The sequence below is a fragment of the Amycolatopsis sp. VS8301801F10 genome (assembly GCF_046195355.1).
Classification (GTDB): domain Bacteria; phylum Actinomycetota; class Actinomycetes; order Mycobacteriales; family Pseudonocardiaceae; genus Amycolatopsis.
Genome location: NZ_CP176065.1, coordinates 5797479 through 5822520, shown reverse-complemented (window position 1 = coordinate 5822520; position 25042 = coordinate 5797479). Strand labels below are relative to the sequence as shown.

The 25042-nt window shown below is 71.4% G+C and carries 22 protein-coding genes; 12 read left to right on the top strand and 10 right to left on the bottom strand.

The window, feature by feature from the left end; translation table 11 throughout:
- Position 1 precedes the first annotated feature (1 nt).
- From F9C11_RS27455 to F9C11_RS27435, 5 genes are all read right to left on the bottom strand, one after another.
- Positions 2-892, bottom strand: a complete 891-nt coding sequence (locus F9C11_RS27455; RefSeq protein WP_409180247.1) for a 2-hydroxy-3-oxopropionate reductase — start codon at positions 890-892, stop codon at positions 2-4.
- Positions 892-1716 (bottom strand): hydroxypyruvate isomerase family protein, encoded by an 825-nt coding sequence (locus F9C11_RS27450; RefSeq protein WP_409180246.1) that lies wholly within the window; start codon positions 1714-1716, stop codon positions 892-894. The genes F9C11_RS27455 and F9C11_RS27450 overlap by 1 nt, the downstream gene beginning before the upstream one ends.
- A gap of 278 nt (positions 1717-1994) precedes the next feature.
- Positions 1995-2942, bottom strand: a complete 948-nt coding sequence (locus F9C11_RS27445) for a sucrase ferredoxin (RefSeq protein ID WP_409180245.1) — start codon at positions 2940-2942, stop codon at positions 1995-1997.
- A gap of 229 nt (positions 2943-3171) precedes the next feature.
- A complete protein-coding gene (locus F9C11_RS27440) occupies positions 3172-4359 on the bottom strand; it encodes a cupin domain-containing protein (protein ID WP_409180244.1) in 1188 nt (395 codons plus the stop codon).
- 266 nt (positions 4360-4625) lie between these two features.
- Positions 4626-5267 (bottom strand): GntR family transcriptional regulator, encoded by a 642-nt coding sequence (locus F9C11_RS27435; protein ID WP_409180243.1) that lies wholly within the window; start codon positions 5265-5267, stop codon positions 4626-4628.
- Between the two features lie 83 nt (positions 5268-5350).
- Between F9C11_RS27435 and F9C11_RS27430 the strand changes: the two genes are divergently transcribed.
- Both F9C11_RS27430 and gdhA read left to right on the top strand, forming a co-directional pair.
- Complete coding sequence (locus F9C11_RS27430; protein ID WP_409180242.1) at positions 5351-8686, top strand: molybdopterin-dependent oxidoreductase; 3336 nt, start codon at positions 5351-5353, stop codon at positions 8684-8686.
- 72 nt (positions 8687-8758) lie between these two features.
- Complete coding sequence (gene gdhA / locus F9C11_RS27425; RefSeq protein ID WP_409180241.1) at positions 8759-10102, top strand: NADP-specific glutamate dehydrogenase; 1344 nt, start codon at positions 8759-8761, stop codon at positions 10100-10102.
- Positions 10103-10126: 24 nt separating this feature from the next.
- On the opposite strand, the gene F9C11_RS27420 is transcribed toward gdhA, so the two are convergent.
- Positions 10127-10348, bottom strand: coding sequence for a hypothetical protein (locus tag F9C11_RS27420; protein WP_409180240.1), 222 nt, complete (start codon positions 10346-10348; stop codon positions 10127-10129).
- Between the two features lie 213 nt (positions 10349-10561).
- Here F9C11_RS27420 and F9C11_RS27415 point away from each other — a divergent pair, with 213 nt between their 5' ends.
- The 4 genes from F9C11_RS27415 to F9C11_RS27400 all read left to right on the top strand — a co-directional run bounded on the left by F9C11_RS27415 (position 10562) and on the right by F9C11_RS27400 (position 13706).
- Complete coding sequence (locus tag F9C11_RS27415) at positions 10562-11395, top strand: DUF6597 domain-containing transcriptional factor (protein WP_409180239.1); 834 nt, start codon at positions 10562-10564, stop codon at positions 11393-11395.
- A gap of 61 nt (positions 11396-11456) precedes the next feature.
- Positions 11457-12692 (top strand): FAD-binding oxidoreductase, encoded by a 1236-nt coding sequence (locus tag F9C11_RS27410; protein ID WP_409180238.1) that lies wholly within the window; start codon positions 11457-11459, stop codon positions 12690-12692.
- A gap of 19 nt (positions 12693-12711) precedes the next feature.
- The gene (locus tag F9C11_RS27405) at positions 12712-13314 is read left to right on the top strand and encodes a dihydrofolate reductase family protein (RefSeq protein WP_409180237.1); all 603 of its coding nucleotides are present in this window, start codon (positions 12712-12714) and stop codon (positions 13312-13314) included.
- Positions 13315-13325: 11 nt separating this feature from the next.
- Positions 13326-13706 carry a PPOX class F420-dependent oxidoreductase gene (locus F9C11_RS27400; protein WP_409180236.1) on the top strand — a complete coding sequence of 127 codons (381 nt, stop codon included), beginning with the start codon at positions 13326-13328 and terminating at the stop codon, positions 13704-13706.
- A 17-nt stretch (positions 13707-13723) separates the two neighbouring features.
- Here the strand turns inward: F9C11_RS27400 and F9C11_RS27395 are convergent, their stop codons facing one another.
- The gene (locus F9C11_RS27395) at positions 13724-14644 is read right to left on the bottom strand and encodes a LysR family transcriptional regulator (protein WP_409180235.1); all 921 of its coding nucleotides are present in this window, start codon (positions 14642-14644) and stop codon (positions 13724-13726) included.
- Between the two features lie 83 nt (positions 14645-14727).
- Between F9C11_RS27395 and F9C11_RS27390 the strand changes: the two genes are divergently transcribed.
- The 3 genes from F9C11_RS27390 to F9C11_RS27380 are packed head-to-tail and all read left to right on the top strand — an operon-like array spanning position 14728 to position 18105.
- Positions 14728-15435, top strand: coding sequence for a succinate dehydrogenase cytochrome b subunit (locus F9C11_RS27390; RefSeq protein ID WP_409180234.1), 708 nt, complete (start codon positions 14728-14730; stop codon positions 15433-15435).
- Position 15436: 1 nt separating this feature from the next.
- Positions 15437-17365: a fumarate reductase/succinate dehydrogenase flavoprotein subunit gene (locus F9C11_RS27385; protein ID WP_409180233.1), complete on the top strand. Its 1929-nt coding sequence runs from the start codon at positions 15437-15439 to the stop codon at positions 17363-17365.
- Complete coding sequence (locus F9C11_RS27380; protein ID WP_409180232.1) at positions 17362-18105, top strand: succinate dehydrogenase/fumarate reductase iron-sulfur subunit; 744 nt, start codon at positions 17362-17364, stop codon at positions 18103-18105. Before F9C11_RS27385 ends, F9C11_RS27380 begins: the two co-directional genes overlap by 4 nt.
- Before the next feature lie 62 nt (positions 18106-18167).
- Here F9C11_RS27380 and F9C11_RS27375 read toward each other — a convergent pair whose 3' ends face one another.
- Positions 18168-19013 carry a DUF2382 domain-containing protein gene (locus tag F9C11_RS27375; RefSeq protein WP_409180231.1) on the bottom strand — a complete coding sequence of 282 codons (846 nt, stop codon included), beginning with the start codon at positions 19011-19013 and terminating at the stop codon, positions 18168-18170.
- Between the two features lie 453 nt (positions 19014-19466).
- On the opposite strand from F9C11_RS27375, the gene erm reads away from it, so the two are divergent.
- A complete protein-coding gene (gene erm / locus F9C11_RS27370; RefSeq protein WP_409180230.1) occupies positions 19467-20228 on the top strand; it encodes a 23S ribosomal RNA methyltransferase Erm in 762 nt (253 codons plus the stop codon).
- 380 nt (positions 20229-20608) lie between these two features.
- A complete protein-coding gene (locus tag F9C11_RS27365) occupies positions 20609-21520 on the top strand; it encodes a LysR substrate-binding domain-containing protein (RefSeq protein WP_409180229.1) in 912 nt (303 codons plus the stop codon).
- Between the two features lie 12 nt (positions 21521-21532).
- Here the strand turns inward: F9C11_RS27365 and F9C11_RS27360 are convergent, their stop codons facing one another.
- Entirely contained in the window at positions 21533-22126 is a 594-nt protein-coding gene (locus F9C11_RS27360; protein WP_409180228.1) for a TetR/AcrR family transcriptional regulator, read from the bottom strand.
- Between the two features lie 65 nt (positions 22127-22191).
- Here F9C11_RS27360 and F9C11_RS27355 point away from each other — a divergent pair, with 65 nt between their 5' ends.
- Complete coding sequence (locus F9C11_RS27355) at positions 22192-23130, top strand: beta-ketoacyl-ACP synthase III (RefSeq protein WP_409180227.1); 939 nt, start codon at positions 22192-22194, stop codon at positions 23128-23130.
- 470 nt (positions 23131-23600) lie between these two features.
- Here F9C11_RS27355 and F9C11_RS27350 read toward each other — a convergent pair whose 3' ends face one another.
- The gene (locus tag F9C11_RS27350) at positions 23601-24881 is read right to left on the bottom strand and encodes a flavin-containing monooxygenase (RefSeq protein ID WP_409180226.1); all 1281 of its coding nucleotides are present in this window, start codon (positions 24879-24881) and stop codon (positions 23601-23603) included.
- Between the last annotated feature and the right edge of the window lie 161 nt (positions 24882-25042).

Genomic DNA, 25042 nt, shown 5'->3' with positions numbered 1-25042 from the left:
GTCACACCTCCTCGGACGAGCGGCCGGACAGTTCTTCGACGACCTTCAGCAGCGCGGAATGGTCCAGCGAGCCGTAGCCCATCGCCCGCCCGGCCGCGACCAGCTGCGCGACCAGGCCGGTCAGCGGGAGCGCCACGCCGGACTGCCGGGCCGCGGCGAGCGCGATGCCCATGTCCTTGTGGTGCAGGTCGATCCGGAAGCCCGGCTCGAACTGCCGCGCGACCATCGACTTCCGTTTCAGTTCCAGGATCCGGCTGCCGGCGAGCCCGCCCGCCAGCACGTCGAGCCCGGTCCCGGCGTCCACTCCGGACGCTTCGAGCAGCACGATCGCCTCGGCGACCAGCCCGTAGATCCCGCCGACCACCAGCTGGTTGGCCGCCTTCACGACCTGGCCCGCGCCGTGCGGCCCGACGTGCACCACGGTCTTGCCGAGCGTGTCGAAAACCGGCTTGGCCGCGGCGAAATCGGCCGCCTCGCCGCCGACCATAATGGACAGAGCGGCCTGCTCGGCTCCGGCCTGGCCGCCGGACACCGGCGCGTCCAGCACGCGGATCCCCTTGGCCGCACCGGCTTTCGCGACCTCGATCGAGGTTTCCGGCCGGATGGTGCTCATGTCGGCCAGCAGCGTGCCGGGCTCGAGCGTGTCGAGCACGCCGCCCGGGGCGAGCACGACCTGCTCGACCTGCGGATGGTCCGGCAGCATGGTGATCACGACCTCGGCCCCGGACACCGCGTCGGCGACGTCCCCGGCCGCGCGGCCGCCCGCCGCTTCCAGCTTGGCCAGCGCGTCGGCGTTGAGGTCGAACCCGCTCACCTCGTGCCCGGCGGCGGCCAGGTGCGCGGCCATCGGCGTGCCCATCACGCCCAGCCCGATGAACCCGATCCTGCTCATCACTTTCCCCTTCGCTCGTACGGCAGCCAGGCCAGCGAGTCCACAGTGGAGCCGTCCGGTTTGTACTCGACGCCCACCGGTCCGGCGTAGCCCGCCGCCTGCAGCTTTTCCAGATATCCCTCGAGATCCAGCTCCCCCGTGCCCGGCTGGTGCCGGCCCGGCGCGTCGGCGATCTGCACATGCCCGGTGCGCGGGGTGCAGCGGGCGATCACGGCGTCGAGGTCATCGCCGTTGACCGCCAGGTGGTAGAGGTCCGCGAGCAGCCGGACGTTGTCCAGGCCCAGCTCGTCGAGCACCGCGACCGCGTCGGCCGCGGTCTTCAGCGGGTACGCCGGGGCCCCGGACAGCGGTTCGAGCACCAGCTGCGCGCCGATGCCCTCGGCCGCCTTCGCCGCGGCGGCGAGGTGCGTGCGGGCCAGATCGTCCTGTTCGGACGGTGCGACACCGTCGATCCGGTTGCCGTACAGCGCGTTGAAGCTGCGGCAGCCGAGCCGTTCGGCGAGGCCGAGCGCGACCGTCAGGCTCGTCGCGAACTCCGCCTCGCGGCCGACCCACGACACGAGCCCGCGCTCGCCCGCGGCCATGTCGCCCGCGTAGAAGTTCAGCCCGGTGAGCTGGACGCCCGCCTGCTCGATCGACCGCGCGAACCGGTCGACCTCGGCCCCCGAGGGGTCCGCGCTGTCGAACGGCCACCAGTACTCCACCTTGGCGAAGCCCGCTTCCCGAGCGGCCCGCGCGCGCTCGAGCAGCGGGAGTTCGGTGAAGAGGATCGACAGGTTGGCGGTGTAGGGCAGCGAGTGCCGCTCCCCGGCGGGACCGGTCATGAGTACCTCGGCTCCTCACATCTCGATCAGATAATTTCGCTTTGCGGAAGTTTTCTTCCGTAGTTCGAGAATAGCCGGACGCGGAGGCTTCGGTCAACGGGCAACGCGCAGGTTTCGCCGCCGCGGCGTCGTACGGCTCCGCCGCGGTGGACTGCCCGGACTGACGACTGTCCACAGTGGTCGCTAAGTGCTCCACAATGGACAGTCAGGGATTTTTCTTTTCAGGAAAGGGGAAACTCCGCAGCCGCGCGCGGGAGAAGCAGTGGCGCGGGCTCGGCTCAGACCTCGCGGACCGACTCCGCCACGAACCCGGTCAGCACCAGCCGCGCGGTGCACCGGCTGTGCCCGGAAGCCGTCCCCGCGGTCCGCCGGACCACGACCTCGTACCGCCGTCCGCCCGCGCGGACCAGCACGCTCCGGGTCTCCCCGCGGGATTCTTCCGCCACGGCCAGCACCGAATCGAGGCCGCGCAGGCCGGTGCGGCCCCGGATTTCGATCTCGGCGAACTGCGACCACGCGCTTTCCGCGGAGGTGCGGCCGCGCAGGTTCTCCAGCCGGACGTTGCCGCCGAGCGCTTCCTTCGCCGCCAGTTCGGCGTCGGGCACCGCGAGGCTGCCGTGGAGGCAGCCGTCCGGGACGGTCAGGAGGTTGCCCGCCCAGCGGTCCCCGCCGACGTGGCTGACCTCCCACACCCGTCCGGGATGGTTCTGCGCCAGGCTGGTCGCGAGCGGGCGGCCGAACACGGCGCAGCACATGTCCTTGCTGCCGTGGGTGCACACGAGAAAGAGCGGCCCGGACACCGGTTCGCCGTGCCCGCCGCGTCCGGCGGCGACCGCTTCGAGGTCGAGGTGGGCGATTTCGGCCAGGTCGGCGACGTCGAGCCGTTCCGTCCAGCGGCGGCCGGGCTCTCCGCTGGCGACGTAAACCGTGCGCGGGGCCCCGGGCGTCCGCGCGTGCCGCCCCGGTTTCCGGATCAGCAGGGGACGCAGGCCGGCGGCGCGCGCGGCGTCGAGGCGGCCGGCGGGGAAGACGGTGGCCAGTACTTCTTCGAGAGCGTCCGGGCCCCACGAACCCGGTTGCTCGATCAGCAGCCACGACGTCATGCGCGCGGCGGTCCCGGCGGGCTCGCCGCCCAGCTCGCGAGTCAGCGCGGCGCATCCGGGCGCGGCGTTCCGGCCCGGGAAGCAGATCCCCGGGCCCGAGTGCCGCACGTCGGGCTTAGGCATGCCTAAGTATAGCTGACGGCGCGCGCCGCCCTTGCGACCCGACCGTCCCCGGTGCGCGACATCACTCGATCGGGTAGCGCTCGCCTCCGGTCCGCGACCGGCTGACCGCGCCGTGGCTCGACGGCCCCACAGCGCCCCGCGCAGCGGCGGCACGCTCCGCGTGCGAGACAGAGCGGATGAACGGCGCACCGACGAACGTCGCCGCAGATTCGCCAAGGCGAGCCCCGGCTCAAGCCCGAGCCACGAGACCCTGGACCACCAGCTCCTTCAGCAGCGCCCGCACCGTCGCCGGAGGCAGTCCCGGCGCGGCGTCGGCCAGCACCTTGAACGGCTGCGGCCCGCACCCCAGCAGCGCGGCGAGCACCGGTCGCGCGGCCTCGGCGAAGACCAGCCGCTTGCCCGCTCCGACCAGGGCCACCGTGCCCTCGCCCGCCACCAGCGCGGCGCGCGGGACCAGCAGCCGGACTTCGAAATCGTCGTCCGGGGGAAGCAGGCCGGCCGTCGCCGCCCACGGCAGGCCGACGCGGGTCTGGGCCGGGGCCTGGGCGTCCCGGTCGGCGAGGAACCGGTCGACCACGTCGCCCGCGGTCAGCTCGGCCAGCCGGCGGCGCAGTGCCTCGGCTCGCTCGGCCCGGACGTCCGGGCCGGCGAAACGGGGCAGGTCGGCGCGGAACAGCTCGTCGGACCGCAGCTGGTCGGCCAGCCACGCGACGAGGTCCACTCCGGTGGCGGCATTGAACCCGATCGTCAGGTGCAGGGATTCCTCGCCGACCGCGGACACGTCGTGCCAATGCCCGCGCGGCAGGTAGAGAACGTCGCCGTCCTCCAGCAGGAAGTCGTCGTACGGCTCGCCCTCGGGGCGCTGCGGAAGCTCGACGTCCCGCTGCAGCGGCGAACGCCGGGTGACCCCGTGCAGGCGCCATCGCTTCCGCCCGGAAAGCTGGATGATGAACGCGTCGTGGTCGTCCCAGTGCACGTCGAAGCCGTGCGTGGTGCCCCAGCCCGCGTACAGGTTCACCTGGATCCGCTCGCGCAGGTCGTGTTCGAGCCTGATCGCCAGTTCTCCCACCTCGGTGACCAGTTCGTTGACCGAGTCGAGCACCAGCGTCGCGCCGGCGCGCAGGTGTTCGGCGAACGGGGCCGGCAGCACGCGCGGGACCATTCCGTTGCGCCGGGTCGACACCATCTCCGTGTAGGTGTGCGCGGGGACGACGTCGCCGTCGCGCGCGAGCCGCAGCCGGGGGAATTCCAGCCGGTGCTGGCGCAGCACCCGGTCCAGTTCCGGCCACGGGAGCAGGGACGCGAACCGGCCCTTCTCCCCCGGGAAGCGCCGCGGCGCCTTGCCGAGGACGTCCGCGAAGAACTGGCCGGCCTCGAGCGGTGCGACGAGGCCGGCCAGTCCGGGAATCTCCGTCATGGAGCCCGGCAACGGCTAGTCGTTGCCGTCGTTGTCGGCCACGGCGCCGTTGGCCTTGCCGCGGTCCACCGCGGCGGTCAGCGGCTCCACGCTCAGCAGCAGACCGCTGGCGGCCGTGTCGGTGTCGGTTGTCATGCGTTCTTGAGCCATCCGGACCTCGCAACGTCGACGACTGGGCGCGCCTCACGCTACGGGAGATCGCCGGGGCGGACATCGGTCATTTGAGTGCTCTTCGGCGGGGCGATGATCACCCTCGGCAGCGCCGTTCAGCCGGAGGCCCAGTCGGCCCGGATGTGCTTCAGATGCGCCCGCACCTGCGCCTCCAGCCGGACCCAGTCCCGGGCCGCGATCGTCGCCAGCATGTCCCGGTGTTCGCGTGCCGAACCGGCCAGCCGGCCGTGCCCGGCGAGCTTTTCCAAGCCGTACAGCCGCGTCTGGTCGCGCAGGGCCGCGATCGCGTCGGTCAGCCGCCGGTTCCCGGCCAGGGCCAGCAAGTCCAGATGGAACCGGCGGTCCGCCTCCAGAAAGCGCGCGACGTCGCCCGCCTCGGCCGCGGACTCGATGTCCGCGGTCAGCCCTTCCAGCCGGGCGAGGTCGCCGGGAGCGGCGGCGGCCGCGGCGGACAGCGTCGCCGGGACCTCCAGCAGCACCCGCATCTCGTAGATCTCGTCCAGGTCGCGTTCGGTCATCGCGACGACCCGGTACCCGCGGTTGCGAACCGGTTCGAGCAGGCCCTGGTTGACCAGCGTGAGCAGCGCCTCGCGCACCGGGCTGCTCGACACGCCCAGGCGCGTCGCGAGCGCGGCGGCCGAATAGATGTCGCCGGGCCGCAGTTCGCCGGACACCATCGCCTGCCGCACCACTTCGAGCACTTGCTCGCGCAGGTTCGTGCGCTGCAGCTGCGGCATGCGACGCTCCTCCGGCTTGACTCCGCCCGCTTCCCTCCCGCATCGTAGCCGAGTAACCGGTAGCCGGTTACTAAGGAGTAACTATGCCTGAGGTCCGGGGTTACTGCACGTTGTGCCGGTCGCGCTGCGGCGCGGTCTACACGGTCGAGAACGGCGCGCTGCGCGGCGTCCGGCCGGACCCCGCGCATCCCACCGGCGCCGCGCTGTGCCCGAAAGGGCGGGCCGCGCCCGAGCTGGTGCACTCCCCCGAGCGGCTGCGCACGCCGTTGCGCCGCACGACGCCGAAGTCCGACCCGGATCCGCGCTGGCGCGAGATCACCTGGGACGAGGCGCTGGCGGAGATCGCCGAGCGGCTCGGCGGCATCCGCGCGGCCAGCGGGGCCGAGGCCGTCGCGTTCTCGGTCACCTCCCCCAGCGGCACGCCGATGTCCGACTCGATCGACTGGGTCGAGCGGTTCATCCGGCTCTTCGGCAGCCCCAACACCTTGTACTCGACCGAAATCTGCAACTGGCACAAGGACTTCGCGCACGCGTTCACGTTCGGTTCGGCGTTGCCCGCCCCGGATTACGCGGGCACCGAATTCGCGGTGCTGTGGGGGCACAATCCGGCCAAGGCGTGGCTCGCGCAGTCCGCCGCGCTGGCCGGGGCTCGCCCGCCGAAGCTGGCCGTCGTCGATCCGCGGCGGACGGCCAGCGCGGTCCAGGCCGAGCACTGGCTGCGGGTCCGGCCGGGCACGGACGGCGCGCTCGCGCTCGGTGTCGCGCGGGCGTTGCTCGAGCGACGGGGCCACGACGAGGCGTTCGTGCGGTCGTGGACGAACGCTCCGCTGCTGGTCCGGGCCGACACGGGCCGGTTTCTTCGGGCGGCGGAAATCGATCCCGCGGCGACCGGGTTCGCGGTGTGGGACGAAGTCGCCGGCCGAGCCGAGCCGTACGACCCGGAGTTTCCCGCGCTCGGGCCGGAAAGGTTTGCCCTGCACGGAAAACGTCGCGTGCGCACGGTGGCCGGAACGGTCGACTGCGTTCCCGCGTTCGAGCACTACGCGCAAGCCTGTGCCGCGTGGCCGCTCGATCGAACCGAAGCGGTGACAACCGTCGAGGCCGCGGCGATCGAAGCTTTCGCGGCCGACCTTGCCGAGGCTAAGTCCGTGACGTACGCGGCGTGGTCGGGCGTCGGTCAGCACGCGAACGCCACGCAGACCGAGCGCGCGATCGCCACGCTCTATGCACTCACCGGCAGCTACGACTCCCCCGGTGGCAACGTCGTGCTGCCGAAGCTGCCGATCGCCCCGGTCACGTCGCCGGATCAGCTCGCGCCCGAGCAACGCGCGAAAGCCCTTGGCCTGGCGGAGTTTCCGCTCGGACCGCCGGCGCAAGGCTGGGTGACCGCGCGCGATTTCTGCCGCGCCGTTCTCGACGAGAAGCCTTATCCGGTACGAGCATTGGTGTCGTTCGGCGGGAATCTGCTGCTGTCCCAACCGGATCCGCGCCGAACCGCGGAAGCGTTGCGGCGGCTGGAATTCGCGGTGCATCTCGACCTGTTCGAGAATCCGACCTCGCGATTCGCCGACCTTCTGCTTCCGGTTCAGACGCCGTGGGAGCACGAGGCGGTCAAGGCCGGTTTCGAGATCAGCCAGGCCGCGCAGGAGCGCGTGCAGCTGCGGCCGCGGCTGACCGCTCCGATCGGCAAGTCGCGTTCGGACACTGAGGTGGTCTTCGAGCTGGCCCAGCGGCTCGGGCTCGGCGCGGAGTTCTTCGACGGCCGCATCGAGGACGGCTGGGATCACCAGCTGGCCCCGCTCGGGCTCACTGCCGCGCAGCTGCGCGAGCGGCCGGGCGGAGTCGATCTGCCGCTCCACACCGAGTACCGCAAATACGCCAAGCTCGCCGAAAACGGTGCGGTGGCAGGGTTTTCGACGCCCACCCGGCGCGTCGAGCTGTATTCCGAACGGCTTGCCGAGCATGGCCAGCCCGCCGTCCCGGCCGCTGAGCCGCCAGCCCCGGACGCCCGGCTCCCGCTGGTGCTGACCTGCGCGAAGAACGGCTACTTCTGCCACAGCCAGCATCGCGGGATTTCGTCGCTGCGCAAGCGGTCGCCCGAACCGGCCGTCGACCTGAGCGCGGAACTCGCCGCGGAGCGCGGGATCGAGGACGGGCAGCGGGTCCGCATCACGACCGCCGCCGCGGACGTCCGGATGCGGGCGCGGATCGACCCCGCGCTGCACCGCGACGTGGTCGTGGCGGAGTACGGCTGGTGGCAACCCGCCCCGGACCTCGCACTGCCCGGGTCGGACCCGCTCGAGGACGGCGGGACGAACTACAACCTCCTCGTCGGCGACGACGCCCACGACCCGGTGAGCGGATCCGTTCCGCTGCGCTCGACGTACTGCGACGTCCGGCCGGACGAACCGGAGCCGTGGACCGGACAGCGGGAGTTCGTGGTCAAGCGGGCGGAATTCGAAACCGAGGACATCCGGTCGGTGCTCCTCGAACCGGCGGACGGGCGGTCCGTGCCGGAGTTCCGCGCGGGGCAGCACATCACCGTCGCCTGGCCGGACGCCCCGGGGCTGGCCCGCAGTTATTCGCTGACCGGGCCCGCGAACGCCCCGGACGGCGGGTACGCGATCGCGGTGCGGCGGGTGCCGGGCGGGCAGTTCTCGCCCGCTGTGCACGACCGGCTCCGGCCGGGGACCCGGTTGCTGGTCACGGCTCCCTCTGGCGGGTTCGCGCTGCCGACCGTCCACCCGCGACCGATCGTGCTGCTCGCCGCCGGGATCGGGATCACGCCGTTCTTAAGCTGTCTGGAATCGCTCGATCCCGCGTCCGCGCCGGAGATCGTGCTGCACCACGGCAGCCGCGACCGTTCCCGGCACGCCTTCCGCGAGCGCCTCGGCGCGTTGGCGGCCCGGCTGCCGAGCGTCCGGATCGTGAACCACTACAGCCGCCCCGGCCCGGAGGAGCCCCATGACTTCACCGGCCGGATCAGCGCCGACCGGGTAGACGCCGACCTGATCCGGCGGCGGGCCCGGTTCTACCTGTGCGGTCCGGAAAGCATGCTCGACGAACTGACCGCCGGACTGGTCGAGCGGGGCGTGCCGCGCTTCGACCTCTTCACCGAGAAATTCCACGCCGCGCCCGCCCCGGTCGAGATCGCGGACGACGCCGCGGCCACCGTGCGGTTCGCGCGCTCCGGCCGCCAGCTCGCCTGGCGGGCCGGGGACGGCGACCTGCTGCGGTTCGCCGAGGCTTCCGGGATCGCGCTGCCCAGCGGATGCCGGCTCGGGCAGTGCGAAAGCTGCGCCGTGCCGGTGCTGGCCGGCACCGTCGCGCACCTGGTCGCGGTCGCCGACGATCTGCCCGCTGACCAGTGCCTTTCCTGTCAAGCGGTACCCACCGCGGACGTGGTGCTCGATGCGTGAGCCTGGTCACCCCTAACCTCGCAAACCCCGTCAGGGGTGCGAAATCCGGCATCGGGACGGCATCATCGGCTGATGGCACTCGACCAGACATCGCGCGCAGTGTACGAGGACATCGTCCGGAAGAACCCGGCCGAGCCGGAGTTCCACCAGGCCGTCTTCGAGGTGCTCGAAGCGATCCGGCCCGCGCTGCAGCGGGACCCGGGCCTGCGCGACGCGGCGATGCTGGAGCGGCTGTGCGAGCCGGAGCGGCAGGTGATGTTCCGGGTGGTCTGGACCGACGACGCGGGCGCGGTGCACGTCAACCGCGGCTTCCGGGTCGGGTTCAGCTCGGCGCTCGGGCCGTACAAGGGCGGGCTGCGCTTCCGCGGCGACGTCACGCTGGGCACGGTCAAGTTCCTCGCCTTCGAGCAGATCTTCAAGAACGCGCTCACCGGCCTCGGCATCGGCGCGGGCAAGGGCGGGTCCGACTTCGACCCGGCCGGCCGCAGCGACGGCGAGATCATGCGGTTCTGCCAGGCGTTCATGACCGAGCTGGTCCGGCACATCGGCCCGGACACCGACGTCCCGGCCGGCGACATCGGCGTCGGCGGGCGCGAGATCGGCTACCTGTTCGGCCAGTACAAACGGCTCACCAACCGGTACGACGCGGGCGCCATCACCGGCAAGAACCCCTTGCTGGGCGGCATTCCGGCGCGTCCGGAGGCCACCGGATACGGGACGGTGTACTTCCTCGAAGCGATGCTCGGCGCCCGCGACGACTCGTTCTCCGGCCGCACCGCGGTCGTGTCCGGTTCGGGCAACGTCGCCTGCCACGCGATCGCGAAACTCCAGGAACTCGGCGCGAAGCCGGTCGTGTGCTCGGATTCCGGCGGGTACGTTCACGACCCGCGCGGGATCGACCTGGAAGTGCTGCACGAGCTGAAGGTCGCGCGGCGCGGGCGGCTTTCCGAGTACGTCGACCACGTGCCGTCGGCGAAGTACGTCACCGGCGGCACGCCCTGGGACGTCCCGTGCGACCTCGCGCTTCCGTGCGCGACGCAGAACGAGCTGGACGAGCAGTCCGCGCTGCGGCTGGTGAAGAACAACGTGCTCGCCGTCGCCGAAGGCGCGAACATGCCGTGCACGCCCGGTTCGCTGCAGGTCTTCCGCGAGGCCGGAGTCGCGGTCGGACCCGGCAAGGCGGCGAACGCGGGCGGCGTCGCGGTGTCCGCGCTGGAGATGCAGCAGAACGCCGCGCGCGAGCGGTGGACGTTCGAGCGCACCGACCGGACCCTGCGCGACATCATGACCGACATCCACCGCACCTGCCTCGAAACCGCCGACGAGCACGGCGTGCCCGGGGACTACGTGAGCGGGGCGAACATCGCCGGGTTCCGCAAGGTGGTCGCGGCGATGGACGTCTGCGGCTACATCTGAGCGGCAGGAGTGCCTGCCGGTTCCTCACCGCGCGGAAGACAGCGTGACCAGGAGGTAAAGCAGGATCAGCAGCCCGGCGACGCCGAGCACGGCGGCGACCGCGCTGCGCACCCAGGTGACCAGCCCGGTGGCGGTGCGCTGCCGGTAGCCGGTGAAGCGGGCGTGGGTCTGGCTGGCTCTGTCCAGCAGCCCGCCCACGAACAGACCAGCGCCCAGGACAAGCAAGATGATGAGCAACGTCGGCATGACCGGGCGCCTCCTTCAGCAGCACGCTCTTCCCCGTTCAGACAACGAGAATCCCCGGGCCGGGCGGCGGGCGGCTACGGGAGAAGGTCTTCCGGTGCGGGGACTTGTGGCCCGGCCCGGCGATGCTTTCCCCGTACTGCGGTCCCGTCCGGACAAGTGCTGCCGCGCAACGCCGTGCTTGACGCGCGCCCGGCGGAGCGCTTCGGTACGAAGATGACCGCGTATGTGGAACGTCCGCCGATTCCGGGCCTGGCGGGAGCCGTGCGGACGGTGTGGATCCAGCGCACCGGCGACGCGCCGTACGCGCAGCGGCATCTGCCGACCGGCGGCGTCGAGATCCACTTCCCAGTCGGCGGGCGGCCGCGGCTGCTCGGGCCGTTGACCGGGCCGCGGATCGAGGTCCTCCCGCCGCACACGACGGTCGTGGGCGTGCGGTTCCGGCCCGGGGCCGCCCCTCCGCTGCCTGCCGGGCTCGACGAACTGGCCGACCAGCACGTCGGGCTGGCCGAGTTGTGGGGGCGGACTGTCGAGCGGCTCGTGGAGACGGTTGCCCTCGCCCCGACGCCCGAACTGGGACTGGCCGCGCTGCAGGCGCATCTCGTGCGGGAATTCCGCCGGGCCGGCGGCCTGGACCCGCTGGTCGGGGAAGCGGTGCAGGTGCTGATGCCGTGGGACCCGGTCGGCGTCGACGCGGTCGCCGCGCATCTCGCGCTCTCGGGCAGCCAGTTGCGCCGGCGGTGCCTGCAAGCGGTCGGAATGAGTCCGAAGGTGCTTCAGCGGACGTTGCGCTTCCAGGGGTTTCTCGCGCTGGCGCAGGCCGGTGCTGTCGCGTCCGGACGGCGGGGCGCGGACGGGATGGCGAGTCTGGCGGTCGACGCCGGTTACGCCGACCAGGCTCATCTCAGCCGCGAATGTCTTCGGCTGACCGGGGTTACGCCGAGGCAGTTGCTCGGCGGCGACCTCGACCGGTGCGCGTGCGGGCATGACCATTCGGCTTCGTACACGCCGTTCCTCGCTACCCGGAGACGGTCGCCGGTCCGGTTCTGAGCGCCCTGCCGTGCGCGTTTTGTTCAAGAACGGCGCGCCGGGACTCCGTAGCGTCTGTTCCGTGCTCGACCTGACTGCATTCGACGTCCTCTCCCCCGGTTCGCCGGGCTACGAGGCCAGCCCCCGAGCGAAGCTGGTCGTCCGGTGCCATTCGGTCGCGGACGTCGTTCAGGTCCTGGCCTACGCGGAGGCGACCGGCGCGCGCTTCGTGCCGCGCGGGGGCGGACATTGCTTTGTGGACCGCTGCCCGGTCGACGGGATCGTGGTGGACCTGTCCGGAATGGACCGCATCACGGTGGACGACAGCGGCGTCGCGACTATCGGAGCGGGCGCTCGGCTGGAGGCGGTGTACGCGGCATTGCACCAGCACGGCCGGACGATTCCGGCTGGCTGCGGCGACACGGTCGGCATCGCCGGGTTGACGCTCGGCGGCGGGATCGGGCTGCTCGGCCGCCAGTACGGGCTGACCTGCGATCGTCTCGTCGGCGCGCGGGCGGTGCTCGCGGACCGGAGCGTCGTGGAGTGCTCCGAAGACTCGGAACCCGACCTGTTCTGGGCGTTGCGCGGCGCGGGCGGCGGACAGTTCGGGATCGTCACGGAGCTGCGGTTCGCGACGGTGCCGGAACCGTCGGCCTGCCGGATCGAAGGGCATTGGGCAGAGCCGGAACCGCTCGTCCGGGCCTGGCAGGACTGGGCGCCCGACGCGCCCGACGGAATCACCGTGAACCTCTCTGTCCAAACTGGACACGCGACGCTCTTCGGCGCCTCCGTTCTTCCGTCGGCGGAAACCCACGACCTGCTCCGGGAGTTCACCGCGCGGGCTGGTGTTCGGAATGCGACAGATATCCGACCGGATGTTCCCTACCGCTTCGTGAAGCCGACTTTCGCCGCGCTGGACCCGCCCGGAGAGAACCGCCGGTCCCGGTCGGAGTTCTTCGCCCGCCCGTTGTCGGAACGCACCGCGGCCGACCTCCTCGAACGGCTGGAGGGCAACCGGCGGCTGGCGTTCACCGCGATGGGCGGGGCGTACCGCCGGGTCGCCGAGGAGGCGACGGCGTTCGCCCACCGGGGCGAGAGGTTTCTGCTGGAGGAGGCCAGCGACCCGGACGATCCGTGGGTGGACGAGGCCTGGCGCACGGCGCACGCGGAGGGTTCGGGCCGGGTTTACCCGAACTTCCCGGACCTCGCGCTCGAGGATCCGGCCGCCGCCTATCACGCGGGCAACCACCCCAGGCTCGCCGCGCTCAAGAAAAGCTACGACCCGCATCGGGTCTTCGACTTCCCCCAGGCTCTGTGAGCGACTACCAAGGAGCGTCATGACCAAAGTGTTCAGTGCCCTCTCCGTCTCGGTCGACGGGTACATCAGCGGCCGCCGCCCGGAGGGGGCCGACGAAGTCGGGAGCGGGCTCGGCGACGCCGGGGCGCTGTTCGACTGGTACTTCACCGGAGACACACCCAGCGAAATCTTCGGCGGGTTCAAGCTTTCCGAGCCCAGCGCGCGGGTTTTCGACTCGCTCGCCGCCCGCGTCGGAGCGACCGTGGTCGGGCACGCGACCTACGACCACTCAAGCCACTTCGGCGGCGGTGGCCCGCATCCGACCGCACCGCTGTTCGTGGTCAGCCGTAACCCGGTGCCGGAGCTGAGCGGGGCGCAGACCCACGCGACGAGCATCGAGGAGGCCGTCGCCGCCGCGCGGGAGGCCGCGGGCGGCAAGGACGTCGCGCTCATGGGCGGCGTCCTGGTCACCGAGGCGATCAAGGCCGGGCTGGTCGACGAGTTCGTCCTGCACCAGGTCCCGCTCCTGCTGGGCGGCGGGCGGAGCTTCTTCGGCGAGCTGCCGGACCACGTCCGGCTGCGGCTGGTCGAGGCCGTCCCGGCGCCCGGCGTCACCCACCTGCACTACGAAATCCTCCGCTGAAAGGAACCCTCGTGCTGAACCCCGAAATCCGCCGCGTCCTCGACGGCGCCCCGATCGCCCACCTCGCCACCGTCCTCCCGGACGGGTCGCCGCACGTCGTTCCGGTGTGGATCGGCACGCGCGGCGACCGGATCGTCTTCCTGACCGGCCCGGACAGCCGCAAGGCCCGCAACCTCCGCCGCGACCCCCGCGTGGCGATTTCCCTGACCCCGCCGGACAACCCGTTCGAGCCGATCGTCGTCCGCGGCCGGGTGGCCGAATGGATCGAGGGCGACGCGGCGTGGGAGATCGTCGACGAGGTGGCCGAGAAGTACCTCGGGCAGCCGTACTCGCGCGAGCAGGAGCGCGTAGTGGGATTGATCGAGCCGCAAACCCAGTCGGTGGGGATGTAGCGGACAGCCCGCCGCCCTCAGCCGACGAGCGGGCGCGTGCCGGGCGGCAGCTGAGCCACCCCGCCGCCCAGGTACCGCACGACCGCGTCCTGCAGCGCCCGCACGGCGCGCGGCTGCTCGACGTCCCGCCGGTACGCCAGCCGCACCACGCGGTTCAGGCCGGGCTCGGTGAAGCGCGTGCGGCGGAAGCGGTCCCCGACCACGGTGCTCGGCACCACCGCCAGGCCCAGCCCGGCCTGAACCAGCTCCAGCACCGCGTCCATTTCGCCGCCTTCGATGGCGAAGAGCGGGTCGAACCCCTCGGCGCGGCAGGCGGCCACGGTCGCCTCGCGCAGGTCGTAGCCCTGCCGGAACATCACCAGCGGCCGGTCGCGCAGCGCGGCGATCGGCATCCGCCCGCGCACCGGCGCGGGAGCGTTCTTCGGCGAGATCACCACCAGGTCCTCGACGAACAGCGCGCGGCTGGACAGCCGGGAATCGTCGTGGACGCGGCTGTCCACGATCATCGCCAGGTCCAGCCCGCCTTCGGACAACGCGGTCTGCAGGTCGCGCGACCCGCTTTCGTGCAGCACCAGCTCGATCCCCGGATAGTCCCGGCGGAACGCGGCGAGCATCGCGGGCAGCAGGCCGGTGCACAGGCTCGGGGTCGCGCCGAGCCGCACCCGGCCGCGGCCCAGTTCGTCCAGCTCGCGGATCGCCCGGTACGCGGTCTCCGTCTCGGCGAGGATCCGGCGCGCGATCGGCAGCAGCGTCTCCCCCGCCTCGGTGAGCGTGACGTTCCCCCGGATCCGGTGGAACAGCGCCGCGCCGACGTCCCGTTCCAGCGCGCGGATCTGCTGCGACAGCGAGGGCTGCGCCACTCTCATCCGTTCCGCGGCCCGGGTGAAATGCCGCGTCTCTGCCACTGCCAGGAAATACGCCAGCTGCTGGAACTGCATGACCACCAGCATAGGCTGTGGCTATCGAGTCGAGAGAAATCATGTGTTTGCCCTCTCGTGGCCGCCGACTTACCGTCGGTGGCGTGGCACTCGCACCCGCTCCGCCCCGCCCTCGCCCGGCGCTCGTGAGGTTCTGGCGTTCGACCATCGGCAAGAAGGCCGTCATGGCCGTCACCGGGCTGATGTTCGTCGCGTTCCTGTTCGTGCACATGGCCGGGAACCTCAAGGTTTTCCTGGGACCGCGGCATTTCGACGACTACGCGGCCTGGCTGCGCACCATCGGCGAACCCGTGCTGCAGAACGCCTGGTATCTCTCGATCCAGCGCGTCGTGCTGCTGATCGCGTTGGTGCTGCACGTGGTCGCCGCGGTGCAACTGTCCAAACGGGACCGGCAAGCCCGCCCGGTGAAGTACGCGCACGGCCAGCGGCGCAAGGCCAGTTTCGCGACCCACACCATGCGCTGGGGCGGCGCGACGCTCGCGCTCTACGTCGTGTGGCACATCCTGGATCTCACCGTCGGCGTGGCCAACCAGGACTTCCGCGACGGCCAGCCGTACCACAACATCGTCGCGGACTTCCAGGTCTGGTGGGTCAATTTGATCTACATCGTCGCCCTGCTGATGCTCGGCCTGCACATCAACCACGGCTTCTGGAGCGCGGCGCAGACCCTCGGCATCACCAGCAAAGCCCGCGACCGGGCGCTCAAAACCGCGGGCTCCGTGCTCGCCGTCGTGATCACCGGCGGCTTCCTGATCGTGCCGATCGCCGTGATGGCGGGATGGGTGGCCTGACATGAGCGACTACACGCTCGGCGAGCCGATCGCCGACACGCGAGCGCCGGGCGGTCCGATCGAGGACCGCTGGGACCGCCGCCGCTTCGACGCGAAGCTGGTCAACCCGGCCAACCGGCGGCGGCACCGGATCATCGTCGTGGGCACCGGCCTCGCCGGGGCGTCCGCCGGGGCGACGCTCGCCGAACAGGGCTACCACGTGGTCCAGTTCTGCTTCCAGGACTCGCCGCGGCGCGCGCATTCGGTCGCCGCGCAGGGCGGGATCAACGCCGCGAAGAACTACCGCAACGACGGCGATTCGGTCTACCGGCTCTTCTACGACACGGTGAAGGGCGGCGACTTCCGGTCCCGGGAGTCCAATGTGTACCGGCTGGCGCAGGTCTCCGCGCAGATCATCGACCAGGCGGTGGCACAGGGCGTGCCGTTCGCCCGGGAGTACGGCGGGCTGCTCGACACGCGCTCGTTCGGCGGCGTCCAGGTGCAGCGCACGTTCTACGCGCGCGGCCAGACCGGACAGCAGCTGCTGCTCGGCGCGTACCAGGCGCTGGCGCGGCAGATCGACGCCGGCGGCGTGGAAATGCACCCGCGGACGGAAATGCTCGATCTGATCGTGTCCGGCGGCAAGGCGCGCGGGATCGTCGCCCGCGACCTGGTGACCGGCGAGGTGACCACGCATCTCGCGGACGCCGTCGTGCTCGCGACCGGCGGCTACGGCAACGTCTTCTACCTGTCCACCAACGCGAAAGGCTCCAACGCCACCGCGATCTGGCGAGCGCACAAACGCGGCGCGTACTTCGCCAACCCGTGCTTCACCCAGATCCACCCGACCTGCATCCCGCGCTCGGGCGAGCACCAGTCGAAGCTGACGCTGATGAGCGAATCGCTGCGCAACGACGGCCGGATCTGGGTCCCGAAGCAGCCGCGAGACCCACGTCCGCCGCGGGAGATCCCGGAATCCGAACGGGATTACTACCTGGAGCGGATGTACCCGAGCTTCGGCAACCTGGTTCCGCGCGACATCGCCTCGCGAGCGGCGAAGAACGTCTGCGACGCCGGGTTCGGCGTCGGCCCGGGCGGGCTCGGCGTGTACCTCGACTTCGCGGACGCGATCGAGCGGATGGGCCGTCCGGCGGTGGAGGCCAAGTACGGCAATCTGTTCGAGATGTACGAGCGGATCACCGCGGAGAACCCGTACGAGGTCCCGATGCGGATCTACCCGGCGATCCACTACACGATGGGCGGGCTGTGGGTCGACTACGACCTGCAGAGCACGGTGCCCGGCCTATTCGTGATCGGCGAGGCGAACTTCTCCGACCACGGCGCGAACCGGCTCGGCGCGTCCGCGCTGATGCAGGGCCTCGCCGACGGCTACTTCGTGCTCCCGGCCACGCTCAACGACTACATCGCCCGCGGCGGCTTTCCCTCGCTCGACCCGGCCGATCCGGCGGTCGAGGAAGCGGAAACCGCCGTCCGCGACCGGCTGGAGCGGCTGCTGTCCGTGCGCGGCGCCCGCAGCGTGGACTCGTTCCACCGCGAACTGGGCCACCTGATGTGGGACCACTGCGGGATGTCCCGCTCCGCCGAAGGCCTGCGAAAAGCACTCGACCGCATTCCGGAGCTGCGCGCGGAATTCTGGCGAGACGTCCGGGTTCCCGGCGCCGGCGCGGAACTGAACCAGGAACTGGAAAAAGCCGGTCGCGTCGCCGATTTCCTCGAACTCGCCGAACTGCTTCTCCTCGACGCACTGGTGCGCGAGGAATCGTGCGGCGGCCATTTCCGCGAGGAACACCAAACCGAAGACGGCGAAGCGCGGCGCGACGACGAGCGGTTCTCGCATGTCTCCGCCTGGGAATACGCCGAGAAGCCGGTGCTGCACCGGGAACCCCTGAACTTCGAGCACGTCCACCCCACCCAGCGGAGCTACACGTGAAACTCACCCTGCGGGTCTGGCGCCAGTCCGGCCCGGACGACGACGGCAGGCTGGTCGACTACCCGGTCGACGACGCCAGCCCGGACATGTCCTTCCTGGAACTGCTCGACGTCCTCAACCAGCACCTCATCGAGGACGGCGCCGAGCCGATCGCGTTCGACCACGACTGCCGCGAGGGCATCTGCGGCTCGTGCGGCGTGGTGATCAACGGGCGGGCGCACGGCCCGGAACGCACCACGACCTGCCAGTTGCACCTGCGCTCGTTCCGCGACGGCGACGTCCTCGACGTGGAACCGTGGCGGGCCAAGGGTTTCCCGGTGATCAAGGACCTGGTGGTCGACCGTTCGGCGTTCGACCGGATCATCGAGGCGGGCGGCTACGTCACCGCCCCCACCGGCAGCGCCCCCGAGGCGCACGCGACGCCGGTGCCCAAGCCGGACGCGGATCTCGCCTTCGACAACGCGACCTGCATCGGCTGCGGCGCGTGCGTGGCGGCCTGCCCGAACGGGTCGGCGATGCTGTTCGCCGCGGCGAAGGTGGCGCATCTGAACTCGCTGCCGCAGGGCCAGCCGGAACGCGCCCAGCGGGTGCTCGACATGGTGGAAACCATGGACGCCGCGGACTTCGGCGGCTGCACGAACACCGGCGAATGCGTCGCGTCGTGTCCGAAGGGGATTCCGCTGGCCAGCATCGCGAACCTCAACCGCGAGTTCCTGAAGGCCAGCCGCTCGCGGGGGTAGCCGCGCGCGCTGTCTCCCGCCCGGAGCGGGTCCGGCGGGAGACAGCAGCAGCGCGGGCGGGGTCAGGACTTCTTGCCCCGCCTGGTGTCGTCGTCGATGTCGATCTGCTCCTTGCGGACCTTGCCCTGGACGGTCTGCTCCTCGGTCACCTGCTCGGTGCCCAGGCGCACCCGCTCGACCGGCACGGTTTCCTTCTGCACCACCGGCTTCTCGGCATGCAGCACGACGTCCTGCTCCGCCTCGCCGATCTCGGTCCGGCCGGCCGCCTTGGCGTCGGTGATCGGCTCCCGTTCGACGCGGACTTCCTCGTGCGTGACCGGCACGGTCACCTGCTGGTCCTCGGTCACCACGTACTTGCGCAGCCGGACGTGGCCGGTTTCGACCTGTTCGGTGCCGACCCGCAGGCGCTCCTCGGAACGCACCACGTCGCCGGACGCGTCGCGCCGTCCGCCCTTGGCCGTCTCCTGGCCGGTCGTACGACCCCGGCCCGCGGCGCCGCCCGTCGCGGCCTCCCGGCCCGTGGTGCCGCCGGCCATGCCGCCTGCCGCCGCGTCCCGCCCACGGTTCTGGGTGGTCGGGCTGTCCCCGGACCGCGGAGTCGGCAGGCCGTAGTACTTGTACAGCTCGACGCTCTCCTTCTCGGAAAGGTGGCCTTCGGCGTCGATCCGCGGCGCGTCGGACACCTGGTCCTTCGCAACCTGGACGTGCAGGCCGTCCTTTTCCAGGCCCGCGCCCGACAGCGGCACGAAGCTCTCCTTCTGGCCGAACAGGCCGGTTTTCACCGTCACCCACTCCGGCCTCTTGGTGTCGTCGGCGAGGTAAACCGTGCCGACCTTGCCGATCTTGCTGCCGGAATTGTCCATCACGGTGCTGTCGACGAGATCCTGCGGCTGGATTGCGCGTACCATGGATCCACTCCATTTCCCCGAATCGGAATTTGCGCTTCCGTCCCCACTGTCCGGCTGGTCAAACGGCCGCGCAAGCGACGCACCCCTCAAGCGAGCGACCCCGTTTCGTGTCAGTTTGCGGGCCGGAATCAGCGGGTACCTGGGCAGCAAGCGGTCCGTTCGCAGACGCGCGGCGGAATGGCCGGAAATTGTTCGTCCGCCGGGCCGGGAAAGGCCGCGCGCTTATCCGGACGGCCCCGCGCCGAGCCCGGACCGAAAACCGGATGCTCCCGTCCGGCCGGGTCGGCTAGGCTCGGCCCCATGGGTGCCACTTTCGCCGCGTACGCCTTGATCCGCCTGCGCAACGCCTGAGCGCCGGACGCACACCGCTCCGCCGCGCTCTCCCCCGTTGCCCGTCCGGGCTGCCTGTCCTGGCGCCCGGGTCGCTTCCTCATGCGCGGAGTACGCACCCCCATGTCTGCCCAGCCCTACGGCGGACGGCACGAACTCGGCCAGAACTTCCTGGCCGACCCCGCCGTCATCGCCGCCGTCTGCACCGCCGCCGACCGCACGACCGGTCCCCTCGTGGAATTCGCCGCGGGCGACGGCGCGCTCACCCTCCCGCTCAGCCGCACCGGCCGTCCGCTCACCGCGGTCGAACTCGATCCCCGGCGCGCCCGCCGCCTCGCCCGGCGGACCGGCGACCACGTCGAGGTGGTCCACGGCGACCTGCTCCGGCACCGGCTGCCCGCCGTTCCGCACACCGTCGTCGGCAACCTTCCCTTCCACCTCACCACCGCGACCCTGCGCCGGCTGTTCCGGCAGCCGCACTGGGAACTCGCGGTGCTGGTGGTGCAATGGGAGGTCGCGCGCCGCCGGGCCGGGATCGGCGGCGCGTCCCAGATGACCGCCGCCTGGTGGCCGTGGTTCGCATTCTCCGTCCCCGCCCGGGTCCCGGCGCACGCGTTCCGCCCGCGCCCGGCCGTGGACGGCGGGATCCTCGTGATCGCCCGCCGGGCCAAGCCGCTCGTCGCCGAGCAGGCGGAGTACCAGGAGTTCGTCCGCGAGGTCTTCACCGGCCGCGGCCGCGGTCTGGCCGGGATCCTGCCCCACACCGGCCGCCTCAGCGTCCGCGCGGCCCGGACCTGGCTTGCCCGGCAACGGCTGCCGCCGCAAGCACTCCCCCGCGACCTCACCGCCGAGCAGTGGGCCGCGCTCTGGGAAGTGGTGCGGTGAGCGTGCATCGCTCCGCCCGATGCACGGCCGCGACGAAAGGCGGTTCCGGGAATGAACCACGGCGACTGGGTGCGCGCGGCTGCGCACTGCGGCCTTTGTGGACGGTGACTGGCAGGAAGCCCAGTCCGGCAAGACTTCACCGACGTCAACCGGCCACCCAGTCGCGCACGTGGCCGAAGGCGGCCAGGACGAGTCCGACGCCGCGGTAGCGGCCAGCGTTCGAGGACGGCCGCTGCTCCCGGCTCGCGCGCCCACCACTCCGGGCAATTTCGCCGCGACACGCCCAAGCCCAGCGGATCCTCCGACGCCAACCCCGCGCTGGACACGCCCGCGCCGAAACCGCAGCATCCCGGTTGCCGCCGCTGAGGCAGGATGTCCGCATGAGCGAGCCTTCCTTCACCCTCGTGCAGCTGCGCTATTTCGAGGCGGCCGCGCGGCACCTGAGCATGACTGCCGCGTCGAAGGAGCTGATGGTGTCGCAGTCGGCTGTTTCGACGGCGATCGCGCAGCTGGAGAAGGAAATGGGCGTGCAGTTCCTGCTGCGCCACCACGCTCGCGGGCTCAGCCTGACCACGGCGGGCGAGGAGTTCTACAAGCGGGTGCTGGACTTCCTGGCGCATGGCGCGGAGCTGGTCGAAACAGCGCGGCAATCCGGCACCGACCTGGTCGGGACGCTCACCGTCGGCTGTTTCACCACGCTCGCGCCGTTCCGCCTGCCGAGCCTGCTCGCCGAGTTCGAGAAGCGGCATCCGCGCGTCCACGTGTCCCTGCGCGAGGGCGAGCACAAGGCGCTCAAAGCTGCTTTGCGCGCCGGCGAGACGGAGCTGGCGATGCTGTACGGCTACGACCTCGACGACGACATCGAGCGCGAGGTGGTCGGCACCGCCGCGCCGTACGCGCTCGTCTCCGAGGACCACCGGCTCGCCCGGCGCAAGAGCCGCAAGGTGTCGCTGCGGGAGCTGGCCGACGAGCCGATGGTGCTGCTCGATCTGCCGCACAGCCGGGAGTACCTGCAGTCGATCCTGAGCGATGCCGGGGTTTCGCCACGGGTCCGGCACCGGACGAGCGGATACGAGACGGTGCGGGCGCTGGTCGCGTCCGGGCACGGATTCGCGTTGCTCAACCAGCGCCCGCCGAACGACACCACTTACGCGGGCGCGAGCGTGGTGCCGCTGACGCTGACCGACGAAGTCCCGTCGCTGGAAATCGTCCTCGCCACCATGCGCGGGGTCCGGCTCACCCGGCGGGCACAGGAGTTCCGGGAACTGTGCCGCACGCTGTACTCCCCGTGAGAAAGCCCGACTTCAGAACAACCGCTCCAGCGCCCGGCGCGCGCGGGCCGGAGCCTGCCGGTCGCCGTGCAGCTGCAGGAAATGGTTGAGCGCGAGCATGATCCCGACGAACTCGTACAGCAGTTGGTCGATGTCGGTGTCCGCGGGCAATTCCCCCAGGCTCACCGCACGCCAAAGATTCACACGCAGCTCCCGCTGCCAGAACGAACTCATCCGGACGATGGCGTCGCGCACCGGGCCTTCCCGGCCGTCGAACTCGGCCGCCGCCGCGGTGAAGAAGCAGCCGCCGGGGAGCAGTTCGCGTTCCAGATAGGAGATCCACGCCTCCCCGGCCGCCCGGAGGTAGGGCAGGCCGCGCGGCACGCCGCGGGCGCGTTCGGGCACCTCGCGGACGAACATCTCGGCGGCGGCGTCGACGACGGCCAGCTGCAGGCTCTCCTTGGTGCCGAAATGGCCGATCACACCCGCTTTGCTCATCCCCAGCTCGGCGGCGAGCCGCCCGATGGTCAGCCCCTCCAGGCCCTCGGCGGAGGCGAGCACCAGGCCGAGGTCGAGGATGCGCCGTCGGGTGAGGCGCGTGTCGGCGGCGGACTTCCGGGGGCTCACGAAACCCCACTATAGATTACGAACGATCGGTCGCTATATTGGGCCCAACCCGTGAGGAGAGACAGATGCCCGGCTCCCGCATCACCGCGCTCGGCCACCACCAGCCCGCCCGCGTGCTGACCAACGCCGACCTCGAAGGCATGGTCGACACGACCGACGAGTGGATCCGACGCCGCACCGGCATCGCCACCCGGCGCCTCGCGGACGGCTCGGTCGCCGACCTGGCCGTCGAAGCCGCGGCGAAGGCGCTGGCCGCGGCCGGGCTCGAACCGGGCGAAATCGGCCTGGTCGTCGTCGCCACCTGCAGCGCGATCGACCGCTGCCCCTCGATCGCCGCCCAGGTCGCGGGCCGCCTCGGCATCCCGGCCCCGGTCTGTTTCGACCTCAACAACGGCTGCGCCGGCTTCTGCACCGCACTCGCCACCGCCGACCACGCCGTCCAGGCCGGGGCCGCCCGGCACGCGCTGGTCGTCGGCGCGGAGAAAATGTCGGACGTCACCGACTGGACCGACCGCAGCACGTGCGTCCTGCTCGGCGACGGCGCGGGCGCGGCGGTCCTCAGCGCGGCGGATACGGCGGCGGTCGGCCCGGTCGTCTGGGGCTCCGACCCGACGCGCCGCGACCTCGTCCGGATGGCGGGCGAATGGCAGCCCGCGTTCGCCCAGGACGGCCAGTCGGTGTTCCGCTGGGCCACCCGGGAACTGCCCGCCGTCGCCGCGGAAGCCTGCCGACGCGCGGGCATCGCGACCACGGACCTCGCCGGGGTCGTCACCCACCAGGCCAACCTGCGGATCATCGAAGCCCTGACCGACCGCCTCGAACTGCGCGAGGACGCGGCGATCGGCCGCGACGTGGTCGAATCGGGAAACACGTCGGCGGCGTCCGTCCCGCTCGCACTGTCCAAAATGGTCTCCCGCGGCGAACTGCCGCCGGGCGAGCCGGTGCTGCTGTTCGCCTTCGGCGGCGGGCTCTCCTGGGCCGCACAGGTCGTGACCTGCCCGTGAAAGACCTCGTCTGCCTGCACGCCGCCGCCAGCGGCCCGGCGACCTGGGATCCGCTGCGCCCGGGCTGGCCGCGCTCGGGTTCCGGCCGCACACCCCGGCCATCCCGGCGCGGCGCGAGTCCTACCCGCTGCCGTCCTTCCGGGACGAGGTCCTGCGCACGCTGGACGGGCTCGCGCGGTTCACGCTCGTCGGGCATTCGCTCGGCGCGTTCGTCGCGTCCATGGTGGCCGCGGCGCAGCCGGACCGGGCCGAGCGGCTGGTGCTCGAAGAAATCCCGGTGCCCCCGCGCGACGCCGGCGACCGGCCACCGGCCTGCGCACTCCGCAACCCGAGTGGTGGAGCAGCCTCGCGGCGATCAGCGCTCCGACGCTGATCCTGGCGGGCGGGCCCCTCGACCAGTCCCGGTACGCCTTGCTTGAGAAGGCGTCACCGGACGCGAAGACGGTGCGGGTTGGCGTCGGGCACCGGATTCATTCCCGCGCGCCGGAACGCTGGCTGGCCGCGGTCTCGGACTGGCTCTGATACCCGCGCTGGATCGCGAGGTGATCGGCCACGAACTTCGCGTCGTGCCATACGCCCCAGATGAAACTCGACCCGCGCCGCGCCAGCCACGGCAGGCCGAGGAAGTACACGCCCGGCTCCGCGGAGACCCCGCGGCGATGCTTCGGCCGTCCGTTCTCGTCGAAGGCGTCGACCTGCAGCCAGCTGTAGTCGGTCGCGAACCCGGTCGCCCAGACGATCGAGGTCACTCCCGCCGCGGCCAGGTCCAGTTCCAGCAACGGATCGGTGACGCACGCCGGGTCCGGGCCCAGTTCGCGGGCGGACGGTTCCTCGGGCAGGTCGAGACCGTTGCGGGCCGCGTAGGCGTCGGCTTCGTCCAGCAGGGCGAGGTAATTCTCGTCGCCCGCCGCGATGTTCTTCGCCAGGTCGCTCGCGAAGCTGAGCTTGCCGTCGGCATACGCGCCGGTCATGCCGACGAGCGTGATGCCGAGCCCGGCCAGCGCGCGGAAATCCACGGTGTGCCCGCCGCGCGCGCCGCTCACCGCGATGGTCACGTGTTCCGCTCCGGCGGGCGGCGTTTCGGCGTCCCACTTGCCCAGAACGCCGAGCCACCAGCAGAAGTCGCGGTCGCGGTAGCTGCGCGGCGGGCGGTCGTGCGGGCCGACGGACAGGTACACCTCGCGTCCGGCCCGGCGCAGTTCCTCGGCGATCTGCACGCCCGACGAACCCGCTCCGACCACGAGCACCGCGCCTTCGGGGAGCTGCTCCGGGTTCCGGTAGCCGCTGGAGTGCAACTGCACCGGACCGGCGTCCGCGGGCACGATCGGCGGGATCACCGGCCGCTGGAACGGGCCGGTCGCCGCGATCACGAAGCGGGCGTCGAGGGTTCCTTCCGAGGTTTCGACGCGGAATCCGGACCTGCCCTCGTGCCGCCGGACCGAGACCACCTCGACCCCGGTGCGGACCGGCGCGGCGATTTTCTCCGCGTATGCCTCGAAATAAGCCGCGACCTGGTCCTTCGACGCGAATTCGCCCGGCGCGACATCGGGGAACTCGAGGCCGGGGAACCGGTCGTGCCACGCGGGTCCGTTCGCGACGAGCGAGTCCCACCGCTGCGAGCGCCAGCGTTCGGCGATCCGGTCCCGCTCCAGGACCAGGTGCGGCACGCCGCACTCGCTCAGGTGCTCGCTCATCGCCAGGCCGGCCTGTCCCCCGCCCACGACGAGGGCCTCCACCTGTTCGCTCGACATCCCAGACCTCCGCTCCGGCTCCGGCGCGGTTCGGCGCCGCCTCCCCGGATCCTCACGGCCCGCCCTGCCCGTGTCCAACAGATGTTTCCGGCACACAAGATCTGCTTTTCCGATGCAGTCTGCATCTCTCTAACCGATGCGTTGGTCCGGAAAGATCTACT

What these genes read in the sequence shown, in the direction of transcription:
- F9C11_RS27375 (WP_409180231.1), bottom strand. Translation starts at nt 19,013, where the DNA reads ATGGTACGCGCAATCCAGCCGCAGGATCTCGTCGACAGCACCGTGATG.
- F9C11_RS27450 (WP_409180246.1), bottom strand. Translation starts at nt 1,716, where the DNA reads ATGACCGGTCCCGCCGGGGAGCGGCACTCGCTGCCCTACACCGCCAAC.
- gdhA (WP_409180241.1), top strand. Translation starts at nt 8,759, where the DNA reads ATGGCACTCGACCAGACATCGCGCGCAGTGTACGAGGACATCGTCCGG.
- F9C11_RS27420 (WP_409180240.1), bottom strand. Translation starts at nt 10,348, where the DNA reads ATGCCGACGTTGCTCATCATCTTGCTTGTCCTGGGCGCTGGTCTGTTC.
- F9C11_RS27435 (WP_409180243.1), bottom strand. Translation starts at nt 5,267, where the DNA reads ATGCCGCAGCTGCAGCGCACGAACCTGCGCGAGCAAGTGCTCGAAGTG.
- F9C11_RS27395 (WP_409180235.1), bottom strand. Translation starts at nt 14,644, where the DNA reads ATGCAGTTCCAGCAGCTGGCGTATTTCCTGGCAGTGGCAGAGACGCGG.
- F9C11_RS27405 (WP_409180237.1), top strand. Translation starts at nt 12,712, where the DNA reads ATGACCAAAGTGTTCAGTGCCCTCTCCGTCTCGGTCGACGGGTACATC.
- F9C11_RS27415 (WP_409180239.1), top strand. Translation starts at nt 10,562, where the DNA reads ATGACCGCGTATGTGGAACGTCCGCCGATTCCGGGCCTGGCGGGAGCC.
- erm (WP_409180230.1), top strand. Translation starts at nt 19,467, where the DNA reads ATGTCTGCCCAGCCCTACGGCGGACGGCACGAACTCGGCCAGAACTTC.
- F9C11_RS27385 (WP_409180233.1), top strand. Translation starts at nt 15,437, where the DNA reads ATGAGCGACTACACGCTCGGCGAGCCGATCGCCGACACGCGAGCGCCG.
- F9C11_RS27350 (WP_409180226.1), bottom strand. Translation starts at nt 24,881, where the DNA reads ATGTCGAGCGAACAGGTGGAGGCCCTCGTCGTGGGCGGGGGACAGGCC.
- F9C11_RS27355 (WP_409180227.1), top strand. Translation starts at nt 22,192, where the DNA reads ATGCCCGGCTCCCGCATCACCGCGCTCGGCCACCACCAGCCCGCCCGC.
- F9C11_RS27445 (WP_409180245.1), bottom strand. Translation starts at nt 2,942, where the DNA reads ATGCCTAAGCCCGACGTGCGGCACTCGGGCCCGGGGATCTGCTTCCCG.
- F9C11_RS27440 (WP_409180244.1), bottom strand. Translation starts at nt 4,359, where the DNA reads ATGACGGAGATTCCCGGACTGGCCGGCCTCGTCGCACCGCTCGAGGCC.
- F9C11_RS27455 (WP_409180247.1), bottom strand. Translation starts at nt 892, where the DNA reads ATGAGCAGGATCGGGTTCATCGGGCTGGGCGTGATGGGCACGCCGATG.
- F9C11_RS27430 (WP_409180242.1), top strand. Translation starts at nt 5,351, where the DNA reads ATGCCTGAGGTCCGGGGTTACTGCACGTTGTGCCGGTCGCGCTGCGGC.
- F9C11_RS27365 (WP_409180229.1), top strand. Translation starts at nt 20,609, where the DNA reads ATGAGCGAGCCTTCCTTCACCCTCGTGCAGCTGCGCTATTTCGAGGCG.